This window comes from Exiguobacterium indicum HHS 31, assembly GCF_001939065.1.
GTDB lineage: Bacteria > Bacillota > Bacilli > Exiguobacteriales > Exiguobacteriaceae > Exiguobacterium_A > Exiguobacterium_A indicum.
The window spans coordinates 93,224-113,454 of the sequence record NZ_MPSZ01000005.1 but is presented as its reverse complement, the minus strand read 5'-3'; the positions used below and the strand labels follow the sequence as shown (position 1 = coordinate 113,454).

Genomic DNA, 20,231 nt, shown 5'->3' with positions numbered 1-20,231 from the left:
CTCCTTTTCATGTGCATTTACTTAGTCGTACGTTCTTTTTTTGCTTTTTTGAAGAAGAACAATTCATAGACGACAGGAACGATGATAAGTGTTAACAACGTAGAAGTCGTTAATCCACCGATGACCGTCAAGGCAAGACCTTTTGAGATCAATGTTCCTGAAGAAGTGGTTAATGCGAGAGGTACCAATGCCATGATTGTTGCAAATGCGGTCATTAGGATTGGGCGTAATCGCGTTTTACCAGCTTCAATCAATGATTCGCGGATCGGCATACCACGTCCGACGTTTTGACCAATGCGGTCGACGAGAACGATTGCGTTCGTGGTGACGATTCCGATCAACATCAGGAAGCCGATCATGACACTAACAGACAATGGTTCATTCGCAAGGAAGAGCGTGACGAGTGAACCAATCGGAACAAAAATCAGAGAGGACAAGATGATGAACGGAATCCGAGCTTTTCCGAATGTGATCAACATTGTCAGGTAAACAAGTCCGATTGCAACGACGATCGCAATTCCGAGTGATTGGAAGATTTCGACCGTATCGTCATTTCCGCCACCACTTGTCAGTGAGACACCGTCTGGTAAATCGATTTTTTCGACGTCAGCTTTTACAGCGTTCGAAACGTTTTGAACGTCGTCTCCTTTGACTTGTCCAGATACGCGAGCATATACTTTTCCGTCGAGTTTCTGAATCGATGTGAAGGTCTCGACTTCATTGACATTCGCAACATCTTTTAAAGCGACAGGACCGTTTGCTGAGAAGAGTTGGACATCTTCGAGATCTTCTTTCGAGACGAGTCCTTCTTCATAAGATAATTGTACGTCTTGATCCTTATTGTCGAGATTGAGCGTTCCGACCGTGACTGGCTTCGTTTGATCGTTGACGGTACCGAGAATTTGGAAACCAGATAGTCCGCGATCACTTGCTTTCTCAGGATCGATTTCTACGAGATACTGCTTTTGTTTTTCGCTGAAGTTGTTCGTGATATATTTCAAATCATTATTTTTCGACATGTTATCCTCGACGAGTTTTGCCGCTTCTTGAAGGGCTTCGAGGTCGTTCGAGAACAAGTCGACATCGACGTTGTTATTCGACGGAGGACCACCTGTCGATAGTTCAGCCACACTGATTTTGACATCGACGTTTTCATCTTGAGCGATGTCTTCCATCTGTGTTTCAAGTGACTTGATCGTTTTCTCGACGTTTACACCGTCTTTTAGATTCAAGAAGTAACTTGCTTTATTATCGAGACGTAAGCCTGTCGTGAAGTCACGTGCTCCGACAGAAGTCGTCACGTCAGCAATGGCTTTTTCTTTATCAAACATTTTTTCCATCTCAAACGAGACGTCACTTGTTTTTTCAAGTGATGTGGCAGCCGGAAGTTCGAGCGATGCCGTCAAGGTCTTCGATGCCTCGTTCGGAATGAACGTAAAGCCGAGACGCGGTACGATCGCTAGGGAACCACCGAGAAGGACGAACGATACGATCAAGATGATCGCCTTGTGCGAGAGTGATTTTTCAATCAGCTTGCCATACCAACGTTGGAGAGCGCCTTCTTTTTCTTCTGCTGGTACCTTCTTGAAGGCAAATTTTGCGAGAATCGGTACGATCGTGATCGCAACGAGTAGTGACGCAAGTAATGAGAAAATAATCGTCAAAGCGAACGGTAAGAAGAACTTACCAGTAATCCCACCGACAAATCCAATCGGTAGGAAGACGACGACGGTCGTCAGCGTTGATGACGTGATTGCTTTTAGAATCTCTTTTGTCGATTGTTCGATGATCTCATCCGTCATACCGGATTCGGATTTTCGGACGCGCCGGAAGATGTTCTCGATGACAACGATACTATCATCGACGACACGACCGACTGCAACAGCCATCCCACCAAGTGTCATGATGTTCAGGGAGATATCTTGCCAGTTCAAGAAGATAGCGGCGATGAGTAATGACAATGGAATCGAGACGATGGCGATGATCGTCGCGCGGATGTTCCGCAAGAATAAGAGTACAGCGAGTGATGCGAAGAGGGCACCAAGTAATCCTTCTTTGACGAGTGTCGCAACGGACTCCTCGATATCCTTCGCTGAATCAATCCCAATCGTATAGTCGACTTGGTCGTCATATTTATTGAGGATCTTCGTGACTTCATCTGCGATTTCGACCGTATTGGCATCTTGTTTTTTCGTGATTGCCATCGATAAGGAATCTTTTAAATCGTAACGTGTTTTTTCACTTTGTTGTGAGACGGCTTCGATTTTTGCGATATCCTCTAGGCGAATCGGCTCTGCAGGTTCAGACGCCTGATCTGCAGCTGCACCACCTGTTGTACTTGGTGGTCCTTGCGTTGCACCTTGTGGTGGACCGCCAGCAGATGAACCACCTGTTTGACCGTTACTTGATGAACTAGTTGCACCTGTAGCAGGTGTTAATTGTAGATTTTTTAGTTTATCTAGATTTTCTAGTTTTTCCTCAACACGAATCGGAATTTTCGAATCGTTTTCTGATAGCTGACCAGATGGGAACGAGACATACTTTCCATTGATTTGTTCCTTGATGCTTGAGAGCGAGAGACCCGCTTCCGTCGCTTTCTCCTTATCGACGGTGATTTGAACGAGATCATCCTTATAGCCACCAACCGACACGCTGTTGATGCCTGGAATCTTATTAAGTTCAGGCTCGATGTCTTCCTTAAGGATTTTTTCGATGTCTTTACCATCCTTGCTAAAGAAGGAGATATTATAGATCGGGAACGATCCAAAGGACAGACGATTTAATTTCGTCGTTGCTTCCTCCGGTAGATTCGCATCTTGGATGGCAGCATCGATTTGTTGTTCGACCTTATCCATATCGGTATCGAACGGGAATTCGATGTTTAAGATACCGATACTTTCATAAGAAGAACTTGTTAGCTTGGTAGCCCCTTCAATTCCTTTAAGGGAAGTTTCAAGCTTTGAGACGACTTGTTTATCGACATCGTCAGGTGATGCACCAGGGTAAACCGCTTCGATTGAAATCTGAGGAAACTCGATTTCCGGGAACTGATCAACTTTTAATTGTGAGAAGGAATACACGCCTCCTAAAATCAATAGGATTGCAATGATGAAGACAGCAACCGAGTTCTTCAAACTAAATCGGGTTAAAAAGTTCATATGAACGCTCCTTTCTTTTTATATGTGCTTATTTACATAGTAGAGGACACTCATAGAACCCGCAACTTTAAAACTGTTTTTATTTAAAAAGATCTTTCTTGGAAAAAGATAATTTTTTTGTGAAAAAGGCTTTACACTTTTCGATATGCTGCTATAATAAAAATATACCCAGTAACAACACAGCATGATTCTGTAGCTCAGCTGGGAGAGCGCTACCTTGACAGGGTAGAGGTCGCTGGTTCGAGCCCAGTCAGAATCATACCGAAATCGTTCCTTTTCGAAGGGACGATTTTTTTTTGCGTTAAAAAAACTATTCCCGAAATCAATCAGGAATAGTTGGAAGGGAGGTAAATTGTTTTATTGAATTTCAAGATGAAGATCGCCACGCTTCGTCCACCCTGCGACGGTCGTCAATCGATAGAAGACGAGCGTCAAGACGCCAGGTAGAACGACACCAGTCAAGAAGAAGACGAGGAACGCCTGAGGACCTTGGTTGACGAAAATATTGAGTGGGGCAATCATCGAATTTAATCCAAGTCCTGCGAGTTCGTACGGTACTTTCAAAGAGAGAAGAAGCGTCGCGACAGGAGCTGAAATCATCGCTGCGAGAAACGGTGCAACGACAAGACGTGGATTTTTAACGATATTCGGGAATTGTACTTTAGGTGTTACAAAGAATGAAGCAATCAAACCACCTGGATCCGTCTGACGGTATGCCATCAACGTGAAGCCGACGAATTGAGCGGAACAGCCAATCAGTGCAGCGGCACTTGCTACAGGATCAAGTTGCAAAGCGATAGCGAGTGCAGCGGACGAAGCAGGAGACATCAATAAGACACTAAAGATGAGTGCGATGACAAGAGAAGTTGCGATTGGAGATGATTCAACGGATGCTGTGATCATGGCACTGAATTTTGTAAGGAGTGGTGTCGTGACGGCAGCAGCACCGATTCCAGTCACGCCGCCAGCAAGGACAGCACTCATCGGGATGACCATCATGTCAAATTTCGTTTTTCCAGTCATACGTTTTCCGACGTATACAGCGACGGCAGCTGCGAGTAACGCACTGATCGGCTGACCGGGTACAAGAACGAGTCCAGAAGCAGTTGATTGAAGAGCGGCACCACCGATCGTCGCTGCGATCATCGCGCTGAACAGAACAAGTGTATTTCCTCCGAGCTGAAAGGCAATACCGGCACCAAGTGCAGGGGCGAGTAGTACTTTTGCGACACCACCAATCGTCAGTAGCATTTGGATATGTAGAAGATTTCCGAGTGTCTCAATCAGGAGTCCGACACCGAGTGTTACAAGAACGGCATTTGCCATTCCAGCTGATACTTTTACCATTCGATCCATCGCATATTCTTTCAACGTTGTCATCCTCTCTCTATCTATCTCTATTTTTTGCCATGAAAAAAGCCTATCCGTTTTTGGGATAGGCGCCACTCATTCTGTGCGGGCGCCTCATTCGATGCATCGAAAGAAGGGCCCAAAAATCATTTCCGTTTCATCATCGGAAAAGTTTTCAGTCCCTCATGCATAGAATAATCAGTCGGCCGACTTGGTTAAATGGCTGTTGCGTCGGAATCATTCGATCGTGCCCCTCTCTGTGAATTTTTCTAAGCCTAACATGCTCTTGATTAATAATCAATATTTTCTGACAATTTATTTTTTCCTGAAATCTGACAGGAATTCACGGTATCATCGGGAAATCCTAATGTACCAACAATGGAGGCGTTTACATGAAAGTGATGCTTTTTACAGATATTCATGGTAATGCATCAGCATTACGTGCAGTATTGTCCTATCTTGATCAACAACCAGAGATCGATGCCGTCTATTGTCTCGGTGATCTTGTCGGCATTGGACCAGAGCATAATGAAGTCATTGATCTATTGAAGCAACGACCAGATATTCAAACGATTTCTGGGAATCATGATGAATGTGTCCTTGCTTTAATCCATGGGGAGAACTATCCCGATAGTTACCGCCATGCGAAAGAGCACCATCAATGGATTGCGGATACGTTGACGCAAGAAAATCAAAAGTATTTGGAACGTTTACCGCGTGTCTTAAATATCATGCATCAGGAACAAACGATGCACCTGACGCACTATGCTTATGCCGACCAGACGAAGAAGATTGGTGAAGAGCCGTTAAAGCAAGCGGTGGATGGAACGAAAGAAAACTTATCCGTCCTGTTTGCTGGAAGTGAGGCGCGGATCATTGGTTTCGGTCACCATCATCCAGCGCAACAAGTCGAGACAGAGCAAACGCTCTTTATTAATCCAGGTGCACTTGGATGTCAGGAAACAGCTATTGCTCCAGTAGCAATCATCGATTGGGAGAAGGACCAAGTCCGTTCAGAAATCCTGAAGCTTTCATATGATGATCGACCATTTTTAGACGTTCTCAAAACGACGGAGATGCCGGAACGTGAGTTGATGCGCCGACTCTTCTTCGGTAGTAGGACATGAAAAAACCTTCATGAGTAGTTCATGAAGGAATTCAATCAAGACGACAATTTTGTCATGATTGAGATAAGACAAACGACAATCAGTAACACGATACCGATGTTTCGTTTCAATGGATGGCGTGACCAGTAAAAGAATAGCGCAAGGACAGGGGCCACAAAAAAGGCAACGATGAGACTGATTAATGTTGCAAGAAATAATACAAACATCCAAAGCTTGCTCGTTATCCGGTATACCTGCCACATGTCGTAAAGCGACATGAGTGTATAGGCGAGTAACACGAAGATGATTCCGGTCGATAAACTCAAAGTGATCATCACTCCATTCTCTATTTAGTATAAGGGAGGGAGCGAGAATGACTACACGACTTGAAGTAAAAAACGTGACGAATCGATGAACGTGCGATTATACGCTGTAACGAAAGAGAAAGGGGAAAGCACCAATGTCAAATATTTATCGTCGTTTTTTTCTGTTTCCGGATATTTTGATGATGCTCGTATTACTGATTGCGGTCAGTAGTTATGTCCTTGCTCAGCCGTTTCATTGGACGACTATATTATTCTTTTGTCTTGGACTGATCGTATTTAGCTTCAGTGAATACTTGACGCATCGTTTTTTGTTTCATTTACCACCGCCTAAAAATGTGCTTGGACGAAAATTGTTGAAACGACTTCATTACGATCATCATGCGCATCCGAATGAACTGCATCTGTTGTTTTTACCGGTCTGGTATTCCTTGCCGAATCTTGGTTTCTTTGCTGCTCTGACCTATTTTCTGACGCAATCTGTCGTTTCGACAGCGGCAGCCGCGAGTGGATTGATCGTCATGCTGCTTGTGTATGAATGGAAACATTACGTGGCACACGTTCCGTTGAAACCGAGAACACGCTTTGGAAAATGGATGAAAAGAACGCATCTATTACATCATTTCAAAAATGAACACTACTGGTTTGGTGTGTCAAATCCGGTGGGAGATTGGTTGTTTGGCACACTGAAGGATGAAAAAACAGTTACTTCTAGTCAAACGGCACGGAATTTAGAAAAGAATCGAGAATATGAAAAACCGCCGATCCACTGACCGGCGGTTTTTTGATTCATAAAATACGTAGCATGGCACGACGAATCGTATCGAGCTCAAGTGGATGCGCAATCGATGGCCATTCGGCAATCAATGCGATATACGTCCGGAAAATCAGAAAGGCTGTGACATCGACTGGTACGTCACGATCATCTTGTCCAAGGCGAGTCTCAAGGAGCGTTTTAAGATATTCGACGACATGTCGTTCAATACGTGTCCGTAATTCTTGCATTTCTTGTAATTTAAGATTACGTGTTTCTTCAATGATTTGAAGAATGAACAAATGTTGTTGCTGATGATAGACGATAGCATCGATCATTGCTTGCTTATTTTCTTCTACCGTCGCATGTTCGACGTAAGCGCGTTCTGCTTCTTCTTTCATCTCTTGCAGCACACGGGTTACGAGCGATTCGAACAAATTGAGTTTACTTTCAAACAGTTGGTAGACGGTCGGTTTCCCGACATGAGCGCGTCGAGCGACACGCTCGATCGTCGTACCTTTATAACCGAGTTCAGAAAAGCAAGCCATCGCTGAGTCTAGTATCAGTATTTCTTTATCAGACTGTGTCATGTTGTTTTCGTCTCACTTTCGTTGAGAGTAAAATCCGCTTGGCTCCGAGCCCTCCAACGAAGCTGATGAGCAACGCGACGACTAGGATGGTCGCGAGGACTTGACTGTTTGAGATGAGGGTGTCCGTCACACCAAGTCCAAGGGCTTCACGGAATCCACCGACTGAATACGTCATTGGTAAGAAGGCGTGAATCGCTTGGAAGAAGCTTGGCGTCATCTCGACTGGGAACGTACCGCCACTACCACCGATTTGAAGCAGAAGTAGTAGGAAGGCAAGGAATTGTCCGACGCGACCGAGTAGCATCGCGAGCGTGAACAGAATCGTGATGAACGTCATACCTGTTAAGGCGGCGAATCCGTAGAGTGCAGGAACGCTCGCGACATCAGAATCGAGAACATAGACGATGGCCGTAGCCGCTGCGACACCTTGTAATGCGCCGATCGGTAAGATGAGTGATAATTTACCGACAAGGAAGCGCCATGTCAGACTCTCGCCATGTTCTGGACGAATCTGGTAGACAGACGAGAACATCAAGGCACCTGCGAATAAGGCGATACTAAGGATGTAAGCTGATAAACCAGAACCGTAGTTGTTGACCGTCGAATAGTCATGTTCTTTTAAGACGACAGGTTCTGCCAGCATGTTATCCCGCTCTTTCGTAGGCTTGACAGTTGCGTCCTTAGCCCCTTTGCTAAGCTCATCCTTCAACGTTTTAGCCCCATCTTCAAGTTTCGTATTGGCATCCGCGATTTTTGAAGCCCCATCGGTCGTTTTACCGATACCGTCTGTAATCGTAGTTGAACCAGATGCCAATTGACCTAACCCGTTAGTTAACGCGCTAGCTCCTGTTTGGAGTTGGTGTGTGCCATCTGAAAGTTGATTAGCTCCGTCAGCCAGTTGTGTACCGCCTGTTGCCGCTTTATGCACGCCTGCAGTATATTGACCGAGTTTTTCATTGAATGTCTTTTGTCCGCTTGCTAATTGTTGTGCGCCAGATTCGACTTGCTTCGCACCGTCGACGAGTTTTACTTGACCTGCGTTCAGTTGCGATACGGCGGACTCGACTTGCTTACCGCCAGCAGCAAGTTGACCGATTTTTTTCGTCGCTTCGGTTGCTTGAGCAAGACTTTGATCGATTGCCCCTTCTTGCGCAGCGAGGCTTTTAATATTTTCTTCTAACGTTCCAATTGTTCCAAGTAACGTTTGTTTCTCCTCATCTGATAATTGATCAGAAGCGGAAATAACTTGTTTTAGTTGAGCGGCATTTGCTTCAAGCGCTTCTCGACGCGCACGTAGATCTTGTTTAGATTGTGCAGCATCTTGATTCAATTGATTTAATAATACATTAGCTGCCTGAGCTTTCTCGTCCAGTTGATTTAATCCGTCCGTCAACTGAGGAATTTTTTCGTTGAGCTGAGCCGTACCCGCAGCCAGTTGCTCTACCCCTTGACGGACTTGTGTCGAGCCACCGCTGAGTTTTGTTGCTCCGTCTTCTAGTTGCGCGGCACCGGCTTGCAACTTACCACCATTTTCGTCTAGCGTGTTCAACCCAGAAGACAACTCACCCGTTTTTTGAGCGAAGAGAGCAGTTTTTTCGTCGAGTGTCGTGACACCGTCACTGAGTTTTTTTGAACCTTGATTTGCTTCCCCGAGCTTTTCAGATAGTGTCAGACTGCCATCCGCAAGTTTTCCGAGGTTCGTAGCCAGTGTTTTAGCACCATCCGCTGTTTTGTGGTTGCCATCTTCTAGTTTAGAAGAACCGTCCGATGCCTTTTCCATACCGTTTGCAATTTTCTTTAACGCACCGAAGATCGCACTACTGTATTGTTTTGTCACGGATTTACGGATCTTTTCGTTTAATTGTTTGGCAGCCGTACTCGAAATTTGTGTGCCCGAGTAGTTTTTGGCTGGGTTCAAGTAATATTCCAACTCAATCTTTTTTGGATGATCATCGAGTAGTGTCGTTGCATTTTTAGAGAAATTCTTCGGGATGACAACCGTCATGTAGACTTTTCCGTCGCGTAGTTCTTTTTCGGCTTTGTCCTGAGACAAGAACTGCCAATCAAAATCATCATTTTTTTTGAGTTTGTCGACGAACTGATCCCCGATGTCGACTTTTTCTCCTTTAAACTTCGTTGCTTTGTCTTCGTTGACGATAGCAACCTTAATATCTTCTGTACGACCGTATGGGTCCCAGAATGCAGATAAGAAGATGGAGTTGTAGAGAAACGGTACGAGGATGAGGGCGAGAATGACGACGATCATCATCGGACTCTTCAATTTCTTCCATTCTGAGCGAAACATAAATACAAATCCCCTTTCTAAAACTCAAAACTAGTTTGAGTTTTAGGTTTTGATGAGGTTTACTTTACTCTCTTCATTAAAAAAAAGCAATCGATAATCTTGATTTCACATAAAAAAGACGACTCGCAGGGAGTCGTCTCGAAAAAAGCGAGTTAAGGGAGCAAAAGTAGTTTTCCTGTGCTGCGTCGGCTTTCCAAAAAGTCATGTGCTGCTTTGCCATCAGATAATCTGAATGTTGTAGGCGAAGACAGGGTGAGATGGTCGGATAGAATCCAATCAAACAGTTCACCCGATCTACGGATGCGTTCTTCAGAAGATGTTAATACGTTCCAAAGATCACCACCCGTCAATGTTTTGGACGTATCCATCAAAAAGCGGGGATCAACAGGTGCAGGATCACCGCCTGCCATACCGTAGAAGACAACTGTTCCATGGACTTTCGTGACATGGAAACTATCCATTAAGGTAGAACCGATAGACTCATAAACGACATCGACCCCTTTACCAGAAGTTTGCGCGAGTACGTGCTCGACCCAGTTCTCTGAATATAAATAGACAGATTCACAGCCAGCAGTTTTAGCGATCCGTGCTTTCTCAGGAGAAGACGTCAATCCAATCGGAGTTGCCCCAAGCAAGCGAATGAGCTGTGTCAACAACTGCCCAACGCCACCGGCAGCGGCATGCACTAAGACGACATCTCCCGGTTGGACATGATAGCTATCTCGAGTTAAATAATGCGCTGTTAACCCTTGTAATAAGACAGAAGCTGCTGTTTCGTATGAGATACCATCAGGAAGCGGAATCAATTTATCAACGGGTGCTGCGACGTACTCAGCATTCGCAAGCGGGACATCCGCAAAAGCAACTCGTTGACCTACGTGGAACGTTGAAACAGCAACACCGATTGCGGTGATGACTCCTGCACCTTCATACCCTAAAATATAGGGAGGCTGTCCTTCTAAATGATAGTTTCCTTTTCGGCGATAGATGTCTGCAAAATTCAAACCGATCGCTTTCATTTCAATCAGAACTTCCTGTTCAGTAATTGTTGGCGTTGGCACGTCTTCGAAGCGTAATACATCAGAACCTCCAAATTCGTGGAAAGTTAATGCCTTCATCTCAACACATCCTTCTTTTAAATCTGCTTTTAGTATAAGGCAGAACATCTGAAAATGATGGACAGATGCGTTACACTAGAAAAAAAGAGGAAAGAAGGGACGTTATGAAACGTGTCTTAATGGGAGGAATTCGTTTTTATCAGAAAGTCATCTCTCCCATGAAGCCAGCCACATGTCGATTTTATCCAACATGCTCCCATTACGGGATGGAGGCGATTGAACGTCATGGTGCAGTAAAAGGGAGTTATTTGACGACGCGTCGATTGTTACGGTGCCAACCGTTTCATCCAGGTGGTCTCGATTTCGTTCCAGAACCTGATCAATTTAGTTGGAAAGCACCGCTGCAACGGGAAAATCCGCGGGAGAAGGCGGAAGAAACGAAGGAGTAAGTCATGTGAAGGTTCTCTTTTGTTTAATGAAGTAAGAACAAATAAAGGGACGTATGTTACCGGAAATTACCGATAACATACGTCCCTTTTTGTTCTATTTACAAACGATCATAGTTTACCCGTTAAAAACTGTGCTTCGCCAAGACCGAAGCTCCAGTCGGCTGCATCATTTTCGACGATCGACACCATCAAATCAGTCGGTGCGAGTCCGCAGTTTGCTTGTAAGCGTTCGGCGAGTAAGTGGTAGAGACGTTGTTTTTTCTCTTCCGTCCGCGTTTTACTCGTTACACTAATAAGAACGATATCTTTACTCCGTTCAAATCCAAGTCCTGTATCTTGAATGACCATCTCATGTGCTTTATGCGTATGCACGATTTGATAACGATCGCGCTCCGGCACATCAAATGCTTCGACCATCGCATCGTGTGCGGTGTCGAGTAACGTTTTTAACTCTTCTTCTGAACGTCCTTCAATGACGTCGAATCGTAATAACGGCATGTGAAATCACTCCTTAACAAAATTATGTAGAGTAGGGGGAAAACCCTACTCATATATTACTCGAAGAATGGTTTGTATTGACGACGATCGTGCATGACAGACAACCATTGGACAGTCGAGAATTCTTCAAGTACCCACTCACCGTTGAAGCGACCGAGTCCTGAATCTTTTTCACCACCAAATGGCATATGTGGCTCATCGTTGACCGATTGATCGTTGATGTGAATCATACCTGTCTCGACTTCAAGCGCAAAGGCAGTCGCGCGTTCAATAGAAGAACCATGGACAGCGCCACTCAATCCGTATGGAAGTGAGTTCGCGATTTCGAGTGCCTCTTCATCCGTATCGAACGGGATGATGACAGCAACCGGTCCGAAGATTTCATTTTTAGCGAGTGGCATATCATTCGTAACACCAGTGACGACAGTAGGTGCGATGACGTTATCTTTTGCTTCGCCGCCGACACGAACGGTTGCACCCGCAGCTTTTGTTTTCTCGAGATCTTCAAGAATTCGTTCAACTTGTGATTGGTTGATGAGCGGTCCGACTTGTGTCCGCTCATGTGATGGATCACCGTATTGTAGCTCTTTTACACGAGCAACGTATTTCTCGACGAATTCATCATGAATCGAAGAAGCGACGAGAATTCGGTTCGTCGACATACAAATTTGACCTTGGTGATAGAACTTGCTGTAGACAGCAGATTCGACCGCGCGATCGAGATCAGCATCATCAAGTACGACGAAGACGTTGTTTCCGCCAAGTTCAAGCGCTGTTTTCTTTAGATGTTTACCAGCAAGTTCACCGATATGACGACCTACTTCAGTTGATCCTGTGAATGAAATCAAACGTGGTACAGGATGTTCGACGATAGCATCACCGATTTCTGAACCGCGACCGACGATGACATTCAAGACACCTTTTGGCAATCCAGCTTTTTCAAACAGACTAGCAAAAATCAATCCGCCTGAAACAGGTGTGTCCGTAGCTGGTTTGACAACGACTGCGTTCCCGATGGCAATAGCAGTAGCGATCGACCGTACAGCTAAGTGGAACGGGAAGTTCCATGGACTGATGACACCGATGACGCCAAGTGCTTTACGGTAGATCCGGTTTTCTTTACCTGGTACGACCGATGGACGAATTTCACCGTGCATCCGAAGTGGGAATGTCGCAGCTTCCTTGACGATCAAGACAGAAGCAAGGAATTCGCCTTCCGCTTTAATACGTGTACTTCCTGACTCTTTAATCAACCATTCGATGATCGTTTCTTTCTCCTCGTACAAGACTTTCAAGAAGTTTTCGATCAAGCCTTGGCGTTTTAAGGCAGGAACTTTCGCCCAGTCTTTTTGAGCGACTTGAGCCGCTTCATATGCGTCATCTAAATCTTGTTGATTCGCTGCAGAGATTGTAAAGAGCTCTTCACCCGTGAAAGGATTCGTGTTCGTCATGTTGCTGTCACTTGCGCCTGTGCGCCACTGACCGTCAATATAAATTTTCGTGAAATCTGTATGCAATGTAGCTTCGTTTTGTTGAGCCATATCATTTCATCTCCCATTCGTTTTCATAACAATTAAGTTATTCACGTTATGAAAAGAAGTAAAACACATCCGTGCACTTCGACCAAACATATTGCTCAAAGTCAGTCAGTCAGATGGGTTTTAAAGCGCTTTAAATCAGGAAATCAATCAGTATAGTGCTATAAAAAGGAGGAATTTTATTTTGAAGAAGCTGAAAGTCCTGTCTCGAGAAATCAATTGGTGGTGGCCATTGTTATATGGTCTCATTGGGATTGGTTTGACGGGAATCGTGACGTGGTTAGATGTGTATATATCAGACTGGTTTCCAAAAGAGTGGCAAACGACACTTGGCTTAGCACAGACGATCCATAGTTCGGTTTTTACCGGACTGCTCGCCATGATGACGTTCACGTTCTCGACCATTCTTGTCGTATTGACGACCTATTCATCACAATTCTCACCACGAACATTGCCTAACTTCATCGAGAATCGGCAAGTGCAACACATCTTCGGTATATTCATTGGAGCGGTCAGTTACTCGATGACGATGCTCTTTTTTCTTCGTCCGGCTTTGAAGACGAGTGTCGTCGCTTCAACAGTAGCGGTTCTCGTCGTGTTGATATCGATCGTTGCATTCGTCGCATTCATTCATATCGTCAGCCAGTCGATTCGCGTGACGACATTACTGGATCGATTACACGAAGAAGGGAACGAATTATTGAAACGGCAAGTCGAACATCTAGAATCGGGAGAACAAAAGATTACTGAAAGAAAGATGACGACAAATTATCCACATCTTATTCAGGCAACTCGAACCGGATATATTCAAGCAGTCGATTATGATGCTTTTGATCAGAAAGACCGCGTGTATATTGATCGAACGGTCGGCTCATTCGTAACAGAGGGAGAAGCCATCGGACGGGCGACTTGCCGGGATATCAATGAAAGTATCTTAATTGGACCGACGAAATCTTCAGAACAGGATTTTGCATTTGTTCTTGAAAAATTAAGTGAAGTTGCTTTACGTGCGATTTCTCCAGGAATCAATGATCCGAATACAGCGAGACATGCGGTTCGGATCATTGGTGACTTAATGCGACAGTATGCCGTAATACCAGATGGTGTACTAGTTGTTGGAAAGGACCAGCAACATATCGTCGTCAGGGAAACCTACCAACAATTGTTGTACACGACGTTTTATCAACTCCGACATTACGGAGCAGAGGATATTTCAGTTCTCGCGACGATGCTCGAGTCGCTTGGAACGATGAAGCGACAAGCCTTACCTGCTCACTATGAAACGATTCAACGATTCATTCCATACATCTGTTCGGAAGTACATTTTGAAACAATGAACGACTGGGATCGTGATTTTTTACAAAATCAAATCCATCGGGCGTTGAATGAAACTTTTGTCTCCCCTTCGACGTAAAAAGGGCAAGAGAATCAAAAGAAGGGAGGAATAGAAAGTGACAATCTTGTTATGGAGTCTGATCGTCGTCTGTTTTCTAGTCGCTTTTGCAGGTCTCGTGTATCCGATCATCCCAAGTGCGCCGATTTTAGTAGTTGGTTTTTTGATTTATGGATTCGGATTCGGGTTCTCTGAACTATCGATTAGTTTTTGGGTGATTCAAGCGATTTTCATCATTCTCTTATTTACGCTCGATTATCTCGTCAGCGCCTACACCGTCGATCGACGAGGAGGCTCACAAGCGGCTAAGATTGCAACGACAGTCGGATTGATTGCGGGACCGTTTATTTTGCCAGGTATCGGATTATTAATTTTCCCGTTCGTCTTTGCCATCTTGACGGAAAAAATCATTAGTAAAAAAACATGGCAAACCTCGGTTTCAGTTGGGATCGGAACAGTCCTTGGTATCTTATCAAGTGCCTTATTAAAGGGAATCGCGATGTTACTCATGATCGTAATCTTTATTCTCTATGTCGTCTGACGGTCTGAAATGATGTCTTCAAGTACACATTTTATGAAAGTTCCGTTATAGTATGAATATGAAAAAGTAGGGAAGCTTTGAAAGTCTGAAGCTTCTTTTTGCTGTAAACCACCAGATGCCTCGGCATCTGGCTTTATATTAATGGAGGTGAATCCCCTTTCTTCGGGGAAACGATTGGACAGTACACACTCAATGGAGACATTCGACACGACGACGATCATCATTCGGCTACTCGTCATTGCACTACTCATCGTCTTAACCGCTTTTTTTGTAGCTGCCGAATTTTCGGTCGTCAAAATGCGAATGTCTCGAATCGATCAGTTGATTACAGAAGGAAGCAAGACTGCGAAAGTGGCGAAGAGGCTACTTGAGAATTTGGATTATTATTTATCGGCCTGTCAACTTGGAATTACCGTGACAGCGCTTGGTCTCGGGTGGTTAGGAGAATCAACGGTAGGTGCGATTCTCGGTATGTTGTTCGAAGAGATTGACATTCCGAACTCCGTCTCGACGATCATTTCGTTCGTTCTTGCATTCTCGATTGTAACGTTTCTTCATGTCGTGCTTGGAGAACTTGCTCCAAAATCTTTAGCGATTCAAAAAACGGAAGCGATCACGATGTTACTCGCGCCACCACTATATTGGTTCGGTAAAATCATGAAACCTTTCATCTGGACATTGAACGGTTCAGCACGAATCATTCTTCGGTTGTTTGGCGTCGAGCCAGCGGGACACGAAGAAGTCCATTCTGAAGAAGAGATTAAAATCATCATGACACAGAGTTATAAGAGTGGAGAAATCAACCAGACTGAGCTTTCCTACATGCAGAACATCTTCTCGTTCGATGAGCGGATCGCGAAAGACATCATGTTACCGCGGACGGACTTAATCACGATTTCGAACGATGCATCGATGGAGGACATCATTCGCCTCGTTGAAGAGTATCAGTTCACACGTTACCCAGTAGCGGAAGAAGGAGATAAGGATAAAATCCTTGGCTTCATCAATGCGAAACAATTATTTACGGATCATATGGCGAATAAAGGAAAAGCATTAAGCTATTACATCCACAACTTGCCGATTGTATCCGAATATTCGCCGCTTCAAGATGCCATGCTGAAAATGCAGGTGGAACGGACACCGATGGCACTCGTCATCGATGAATACGGTGGTACGGCTGGTGTCATCACGATGGAAGACATCTTGGAAGAAATCGTCGGAGAAATCCGAGATGAATTCGATAAAGATGAGAAAGCAGATATCGAACAAATTCATGAGCGATTATACCGCATCTCAGGCCGTGTCTTGATTGATGACCTAAATGAACGCTTTAACTTAGGAATCGAAGAAGAAGACATCGATACGATTGGTGGCTGGGTCATGGCACAGGATACGGAAGTGTCGAGTGGTCAAGAATTCCGCTATCAGGAATACACGATCAAAGTCATGGAAGTCGATAATCATCAAGTGAAATCGATTTATCTTCAATTGCCTGATCAAGAAGAAACTGCAACAGAAGAGATTGGATAAGAAATAGAATGTGCAAGACGATGAACTTCGAGTTCATCGTCTTTTTTTGTCTACTTAAAAAATGATTAGCTAAGGTGATAGACACATCTTGTGTTTATCTCCCTCAGTGACGGGTATTACTGTCTATGTGGCAAAAAAAGCATTTTTTAATTCAACAGGAAAAGGGGTTTTCTATCATGTCAAACGTCATTCTTACTTCACGTGCATCTGCAGTCGGTGGTCGCGACGGGAAAGTCGCTTCAGACGATAACGTCATTAATCTCGATTTAGTCATGCCAGGAACAAAAGGCAAAGAAGACATTCCGACATCAAACCCGGAACAGTTATTCGCAGCAGGATATGCCGCTTGTTTTGATGGTGCCTATAACTTAATGGCGCGCCAAGCAAAAAAACGAGTCGAGACGCGGACGAATTCAGAAGTCAGCCTCTTACAGGATGAAGCGGATAACGGTGTAAAAATTGCAGCGAAACTCGTCGTCGAGGTCGTTGGCGTATCGCAGGAAGAAGCCGAAGACTTACTAGAGAAGACACACAATTTCTGCCCGTACTCAAAAGCGACACGTGGCAACATTGATGTTGATCTTTCTGTTAAAGTCGTCGATTCACTATAAGCATAATCGACGAATCATGACGAATCATAAGGAGGGTTTTCCATGGCACCGAAAGAAACCGATCGTCCAAATGAAGAGTTTGAAGATGAACGGGATCGTCTGTCGGATAAAGAACGGAAACTGACAGAGGAGCAACAAAAGGAAATCCTAAAAGGAAAAGACGAAATGCCAGATGATACGGTTTCTCCACGAGATCGCGGAGAAGATCCGATTTAAATCAAACAACTTGGGGGATGAATCACATGTCTAAAAAAGTAGCAGTCGTACTCGCCGATCATTTTGAAGATGTAGAATTCACAGGACCGGTTGATGCATTAAAAGAAGCAGGGCACGAGATCACTGTCATTGGTGTTAAAAAAGGTGCAGAACTCGTCGGCAAACAGGAAGAGGCAAAAGTAAATGTTGATCTCTCGATTGATGAGACTTCAGCAGCAGACTACGATGCTCTCCTTATTCCAGGCGGTTTTTCACCAGATTTACTTCGAGAAGACGAGCGTTTTGTCTCATTCGTCGAAGAATTCGATATGTCGAAAAAACCAATTTTCTCAATCTGCCATGGACCACAATTGATGATTAATGCAAAAATCGTCAAAGGAAGAAAAATGACAGGTTATAAATCAATTCGAATTGATTTAGAAAATGCTGGTGTGGACTTTGCAGATGAAGAAGTCGTCGTCGACGATAATTTCGTCTCAAGTCGTCAACCAGATGATATTCCTGCATTCAACCGGGAAATCGTTGCAAAACTTGGCTAATGGTATAGAACAAAAATCAGCACTGCGATAACGCAGTGTTGTTATTTTTTTTTTTTTTTTTTTTTTTTTTTTTTAGGGGGTTTTTCTGGATAATCACAGAGTTCCGTAATGACGCCGTGTGAATGACGAGGATTCATATAAATCAGTCGTCGTCCGAACGGCGTCGTTCGATACGTATCTTCTAAAAATGTTAAGCCTCGTTGTTTTGCTTCTTCAATCGCCTGATCTAAATTCTCTACACGATAAGCAATATGGTGGACACCTTTCCCGCGTTGTTTTAAAAAACGTGCGATTGGACTATCCGGACTTGTTGGCGTTAACAACTCGATGTGCGCATCATCGAACTCGATGACCGCAATATTGGAAGCAACACCAGGCGCAGGATTCGAGTACTCTTTTGTTAAGGTTCCTCCAAGTACGTTTGTATAAAATGAAATGGCTTCCTGCATGTCGCGAACGGCAATTCCAGTGTGGTCTAATTTCATATGACATCCTCCTTCTGTTCGCTTCAGTTTCCCAAAAACACTCCAAAGTTGCAACGATGAGTTACCTTCCAAATGTTTCTATTACATAGAAGAGGAAAGATTTATTTAAATTGAAATATCACTGAAATATTATGGAAGAGGAATGAATGCTATAATCAAAAACGTTCTTATAAAAAAGAAAAAAGATTACAGAATTTAAATTTAACTTAAATATTCTACGATAAATCATAAAACATATACTACAGAAAAAGAGGGAATACTACATGAAAAAAACGTTCGCGTCGCTCATCGTTTCCGCACTGGTTCTTTCATCAGCACCTCATTTTGCAGCAGCAGACGATTTAAGTGAACAGAAAGCCAAAAACGAACAACAGCAACAAGACAATGCTAAAAAGCAAAAAAACTTAGAGTCTTCTGTTAATCAAGAAGGTAAAAAAATCTCTAAAACACAACAAGAAGTCAATCGACTAGACGAAGCGTTGAACGAAAAAATCTTTGCTGTCGAAACAAAAGATCGTCAAATCAAAGCAACAGAACGTGAAATCGTTGAGCTTGGAAAAGAAATCGAGAAATATAAAGCGAAACTAAAACGCCAAGAAAAACTACTCGGTGATCGTCTTCGTGTCATGCAAGAGAATGATGGAAACTCAATTAAATGGGAAGAAGTCATCTTTGGCGCTAAAAACGTTGGTGACCTCGTAAGCCGTGTCATGGCAGGGAAATCCATTTCAAAACAAGATGATAAAATGATCACGGATTACCAAAATACGCAAAAACAATTAGCGGATGCGCAACAAAAAGTAAAAGAAAAGAAAGCGCAGTTGGTCGTTGAGAAAAAAGAATTAAAACGTCAACAAGCGGATCTTGAATCACAATTAAAAGAGCGGAACAAACGCTTAAAAGAACTACGTAAGAAAAAAGAAAAGTTCGAAACACAATTGATGGATGCAAAAGAAGTCCAGCAAATTTTGATCGCTCAAGAAAAAGCGATTGCAGCTGAAAAAGCAGCGCGTGAACGTGAAGCACGAATCGAAAAAGAACGTCAAGCTCAAGCGGCACGTGAAGCAAAAGCACGAGCAGAAGCTGAAGCAGCTCAAGCAGCAGCTCAAAAAGAAGCGGAACAACAAGCCGCTAAAGAAGCAGCAGCTCAGCAAGCAGCACAAGAGAAGGCAGCGCAATCAGCAAAACCTTCTGGTTCGACGAAACAATCGGCACCAAAACCATCTACACCAGCACCAACTGCGCCAGCACCGTCAGCTCCTGCGACACCTAAACCGTCACCATCATCAGGCGGACTCTTCATTCATCCAACTGCTGGTGCTGTGACACAAGGGTATGGTTCTGCAGGCGGAGAAAACGGTTATACGTTCCATAACGGGATTGACTTCGGTGGTCCAGTTGGCACGCCGATCGTTGCAGCTGCAACTGGTACAGTCATTACAGCATCAGGTGGCGGCCCTTACGGAAATCACATCATGATTGCTCACCAATTGAACGGGAAGACATATACGACAGTCTATGCACATATGAGTTCATTGAACGCTAGTGCAGGTCAACGCGTCAGCCAAGGTCAACAAATCGGTACACGTGGTAGCACAGGAAACTCAACAGGTCCACACTTGCACTTCGAAATTCACGTTGGTGGATACAGCTACAGTGCAACAGGTCCAGCTAACTCAGTAAATCCAATGACTATGTTTTAAACAGTGAAGAATCGTTGCATATGCAACGATTCTTTTTTTTATATTTGATAAGAAATATATATATTACAAAAAAACGTTTTCACT

General features: G+C 44.0%; 19 protein-coding genes and 1 tRNA gene. 11 read left to right on the top strand and 9 right to left on the bottom strand.

Going from position 1 to position 20,231, the window contains the following annotated elements; translation table 11 throughout:
* Positions 1–17: 17 nt before the first annotated feature.
* Positions 18–3,158, bottom strand: coding sequence for an efflux RND transporter permease subunit (locus N179_RS12510; RefSeq protein ID WP_035398894.1), 3,141 nt, complete (start codon positions 3,156–3,158; stop codon positions 18–20).
* A gap of 186 nt (positions 3,159–3,344) precedes the next feature.
* On the opposite strand from N179_RS12510, the gene N179_RS12505 reads away from it, so the two are divergent.
* Positions 3,345–3,417: transfer RNA gene (locus N179_RS12505), tRNA-Val, on the top strand.
* Between the two features lie 98 nt (positions 3,418–3,515).
* On the opposite strand, the gene N179_RS12500 is transcribed toward N179_RS12505, so the two are convergent.
* A complete protein-coding gene (locus tag N179_RS12500) occupies positions 3,516–4,538 on the bottom strand; it encodes a PTS sugar transporter subunit IIC (protein ID WP_029340800.1) in 1,023 nt (340 codons plus the stop codon).
* A 362-nt stretch (positions 4,539–4,900) separates the two neighbouring features.
* Between N179_RS12500 and N179_RS12495 the strand changes: the two genes are divergently transcribed.
* A complete protein-coding gene (locus N179_RS12495) occupies positions 4,901–5,635 on the top strand; it encodes a metallophosphoesterase family protein (RefSeq protein WP_075642969.1) in 735 nt (244 codons plus the stop codon).
* Positions 5,636–5,670: 35 nt separating this feature from the next.
* Here the strand turns inward: N179_RS12495 and N179_RS12490 are convergent, their stop codons facing one another.
* The gene (locus N179_RS12490) at positions 5,671–5,949 is read right to left on the bottom strand and encodes a hypothetical protein (RefSeq protein ID WP_023467158.1); all 279 of its coding nucleotides are present in this window, start codon (positions 5,947–5,949) and stop codon (positions 5,671–5,673) included.
* A 125-nt stretch (positions 5,950–6,074) separates the two neighbouring features.
* Between N179_RS12490 and N179_RS12485 the strand changes: the two genes are divergently transcribed.
* A complete protein-coding gene (locus N179_RS12485) occupies positions 6,075–6,710 on the top strand; it encodes a sterol desaturase family protein (RefSeq protein ID WP_023467160.1) in 636 nt (211 codons plus the stop codon).
* A gap of 16 nt (positions 6,711–6,726) precedes the next feature.
* Here the strand turns inward: N179_RS12485 and N179_RS12480 are convergent, their stop codons facing one another.
* The 3 genes from N179_RS12480 to N179_RS12470 form a co-directional block, all read right to left on the bottom strand.
* A complete protein-coding gene (locus tag N179_RS12480; RefSeq protein WP_035398890.1) occupies positions 6,727–7,281 on the bottom strand; it encodes a TetR/AcrR family transcriptional regulator in 555 nt (184 codons plus the stop codon).
* Positions 7,268–9,586 carry a YhgE/Pip domain-containing protein gene (locus tag N179_RS12475; RefSeq protein WP_075642968.1) on the bottom strand — a complete coding sequence of 773 codons (2,319 nt, stop codon included), beginning with the start codon at positions 9,584–9,586 and terminating at the stop codon, positions 7,268–7,270. The genes N179_RS12480 and N179_RS12475 overlap by 14 nt, the downstream gene beginning before the upstream one ends.
* 152 nt (positions 9,587–9,738) lie before the next feature.
* On the bottom strand, positions 9,739–10,704 hold the full coding sequence (locus N179_RS12470; RefSeq protein ID WP_075642967.1) for a quinone oxidoreductase family protein: 966 nt from the start codon (positions 10,702–10,704) through the stop codon (positions 9,739–9,741).
* Between the two features lie 104 nt (positions 10,705–10,808).
* On the opposite strand from N179_RS12470, the gene yidD reads away from it, so the two are divergent.
* A complete protein-coding gene (gene yidD, locus N179_RS12465) occupies positions 10,809–11,093 on the top strand; it encodes a membrane protein insertion efficiency factor YidD (RefSeq protein WP_023467166.1) in 285 nt (94 codons plus the stop codon).
* 108 nt (positions 11,094–11,201) lie between these two features.
* On the opposite strand, the gene N179_RS12460 is transcribed toward yidD, so the two are convergent.
* Both N179_RS12460 and N179_RS12455 read right to left on the bottom strand, forming a co-directional pair.
* On the bottom strand, positions 11,202–11,591 hold the full coding sequence (locus tag N179_RS12460) for a tautomerase family protein (RefSeq protein WP_035398885.1): 390 nt from the start codon (positions 11,589–11,591) through the stop codon (positions 11,202–11,204).
* A 56-nt stretch (positions 11,592–11,647) separates the two neighbouring features.
* Positions 11,648–13,132 (bottom strand): aldehyde dehydrogenase family protein, encoded by a 1,485-nt coding sequence (locus tag N179_RS12455; protein WP_081637438.1) that lies wholly within the window; start codon positions 13,130–13,132, stop codon positions 11,648–11,650.
* A 181-nt stretch (positions 13,133–13,313) separates the two neighbouring features.
* On the opposite strand from N179_RS12455, the gene N179_RS12450 reads away from it, so the two are divergent.
* The 6 genes from N179_RS12450 to N179_RS12430 all read left to right on the top strand — a co-directional run bounded on the left by N179_RS12450 (position 13,314) and on the right by N179_RS12430 (position 17,959).
* Positions 13,314–14,543: a DUF2254 domain-containing protein gene (locus N179_RS12450; protein WP_058265741.1), complete on the top strand. Its 1,230-nt coding sequence runs from the start codon at positions 13,314–13,316 to the stop codon at positions 14,541–14,543.
* 37 nt (positions 14,544–14,580) lie between these two features.
* On the top strand, positions 14,581–15,063 hold the full coding sequence (locus N179_RS12445) for a DUF456 domain-containing protein (RefSeq protein WP_023467174.1): 483 nt from the start codon (positions 14,581–14,583) through the stop codon (positions 15,061–15,063).
* Between the two features lie 192 nt (positions 15,064–15,255).
* Positions 15,256–16,593: a hemolysin family protein gene (locus N179_RS12440; protein ID WP_023467176.1), complete on the top strand. Its 1,338-nt coding sequence runs from the start codon at positions 15,256–15,258 to the stop codon at positions 16,591–16,593.
* Positions 16,594–16,769: 176 nt separating this feature from the next.
* A complete protein-coding gene (locus N179_RS12435; protein WP_023467178.1) occupies positions 16,770–17,204 on the top strand; it encodes an organic hydroperoxide resistance protein in 435 nt (144 codons plus the stop codon).
* A gap of 42 nt (positions 17,205–17,246) precedes the next feature.
* Positions 17,247–17,420: a hypothetical protein gene (locus tag N179_RS17065; protein ID WP_023467179.1), complete on the top strand. Its 174-nt coding sequence runs from the start codon at positions 17,247–17,249 to the stop codon at positions 17,418–17,420.
* Between the two features lie 26 nt (positions 17,421–17,446).
* The gene (locus N179_RS12430; protein WP_075642965.1) at positions 17,447–17,959 is read left to right on the top strand and encodes a type 1 glutamine amidotransferase domain-containing protein; all 513 of its coding nucleotides are present in this window, start codon (positions 17,447–17,449) and stop codon (positions 17,957–17,959) included.
* A gap of 41 nt (positions 17,960–18,000) precedes the next feature.
* On the opposite strand, the gene mce is transcribed toward N179_RS12430, so the two are convergent.
* Positions 18,001–18,444: a methylmalonyl-CoA epimerase gene (gene mce, locus N179_RS12425; RefSeq protein WP_075642964.1), complete on the bottom strand. Its 444-nt coding sequence runs from the start codon at positions 18,442–18,444 to the stop codon at positions 18,001–18,003.
* A gap of 263 nt (positions 18,445–18,707) precedes the next feature.
* Here mce and N179_RS12420 point away from each other — a divergent pair, with 263 nt between their 5' ends.
* A complete protein-coding gene (locus tag N179_RS12420; RefSeq protein ID WP_023467184.1) occupies positions 18,708–20,147 on the top strand; it encodes a murein hydrolase activator EnvC family protein in 1,440 nt (479 codons plus the stop codon).
* Positions 20,148–20,231: the final 84 nt, after the last annotated feature.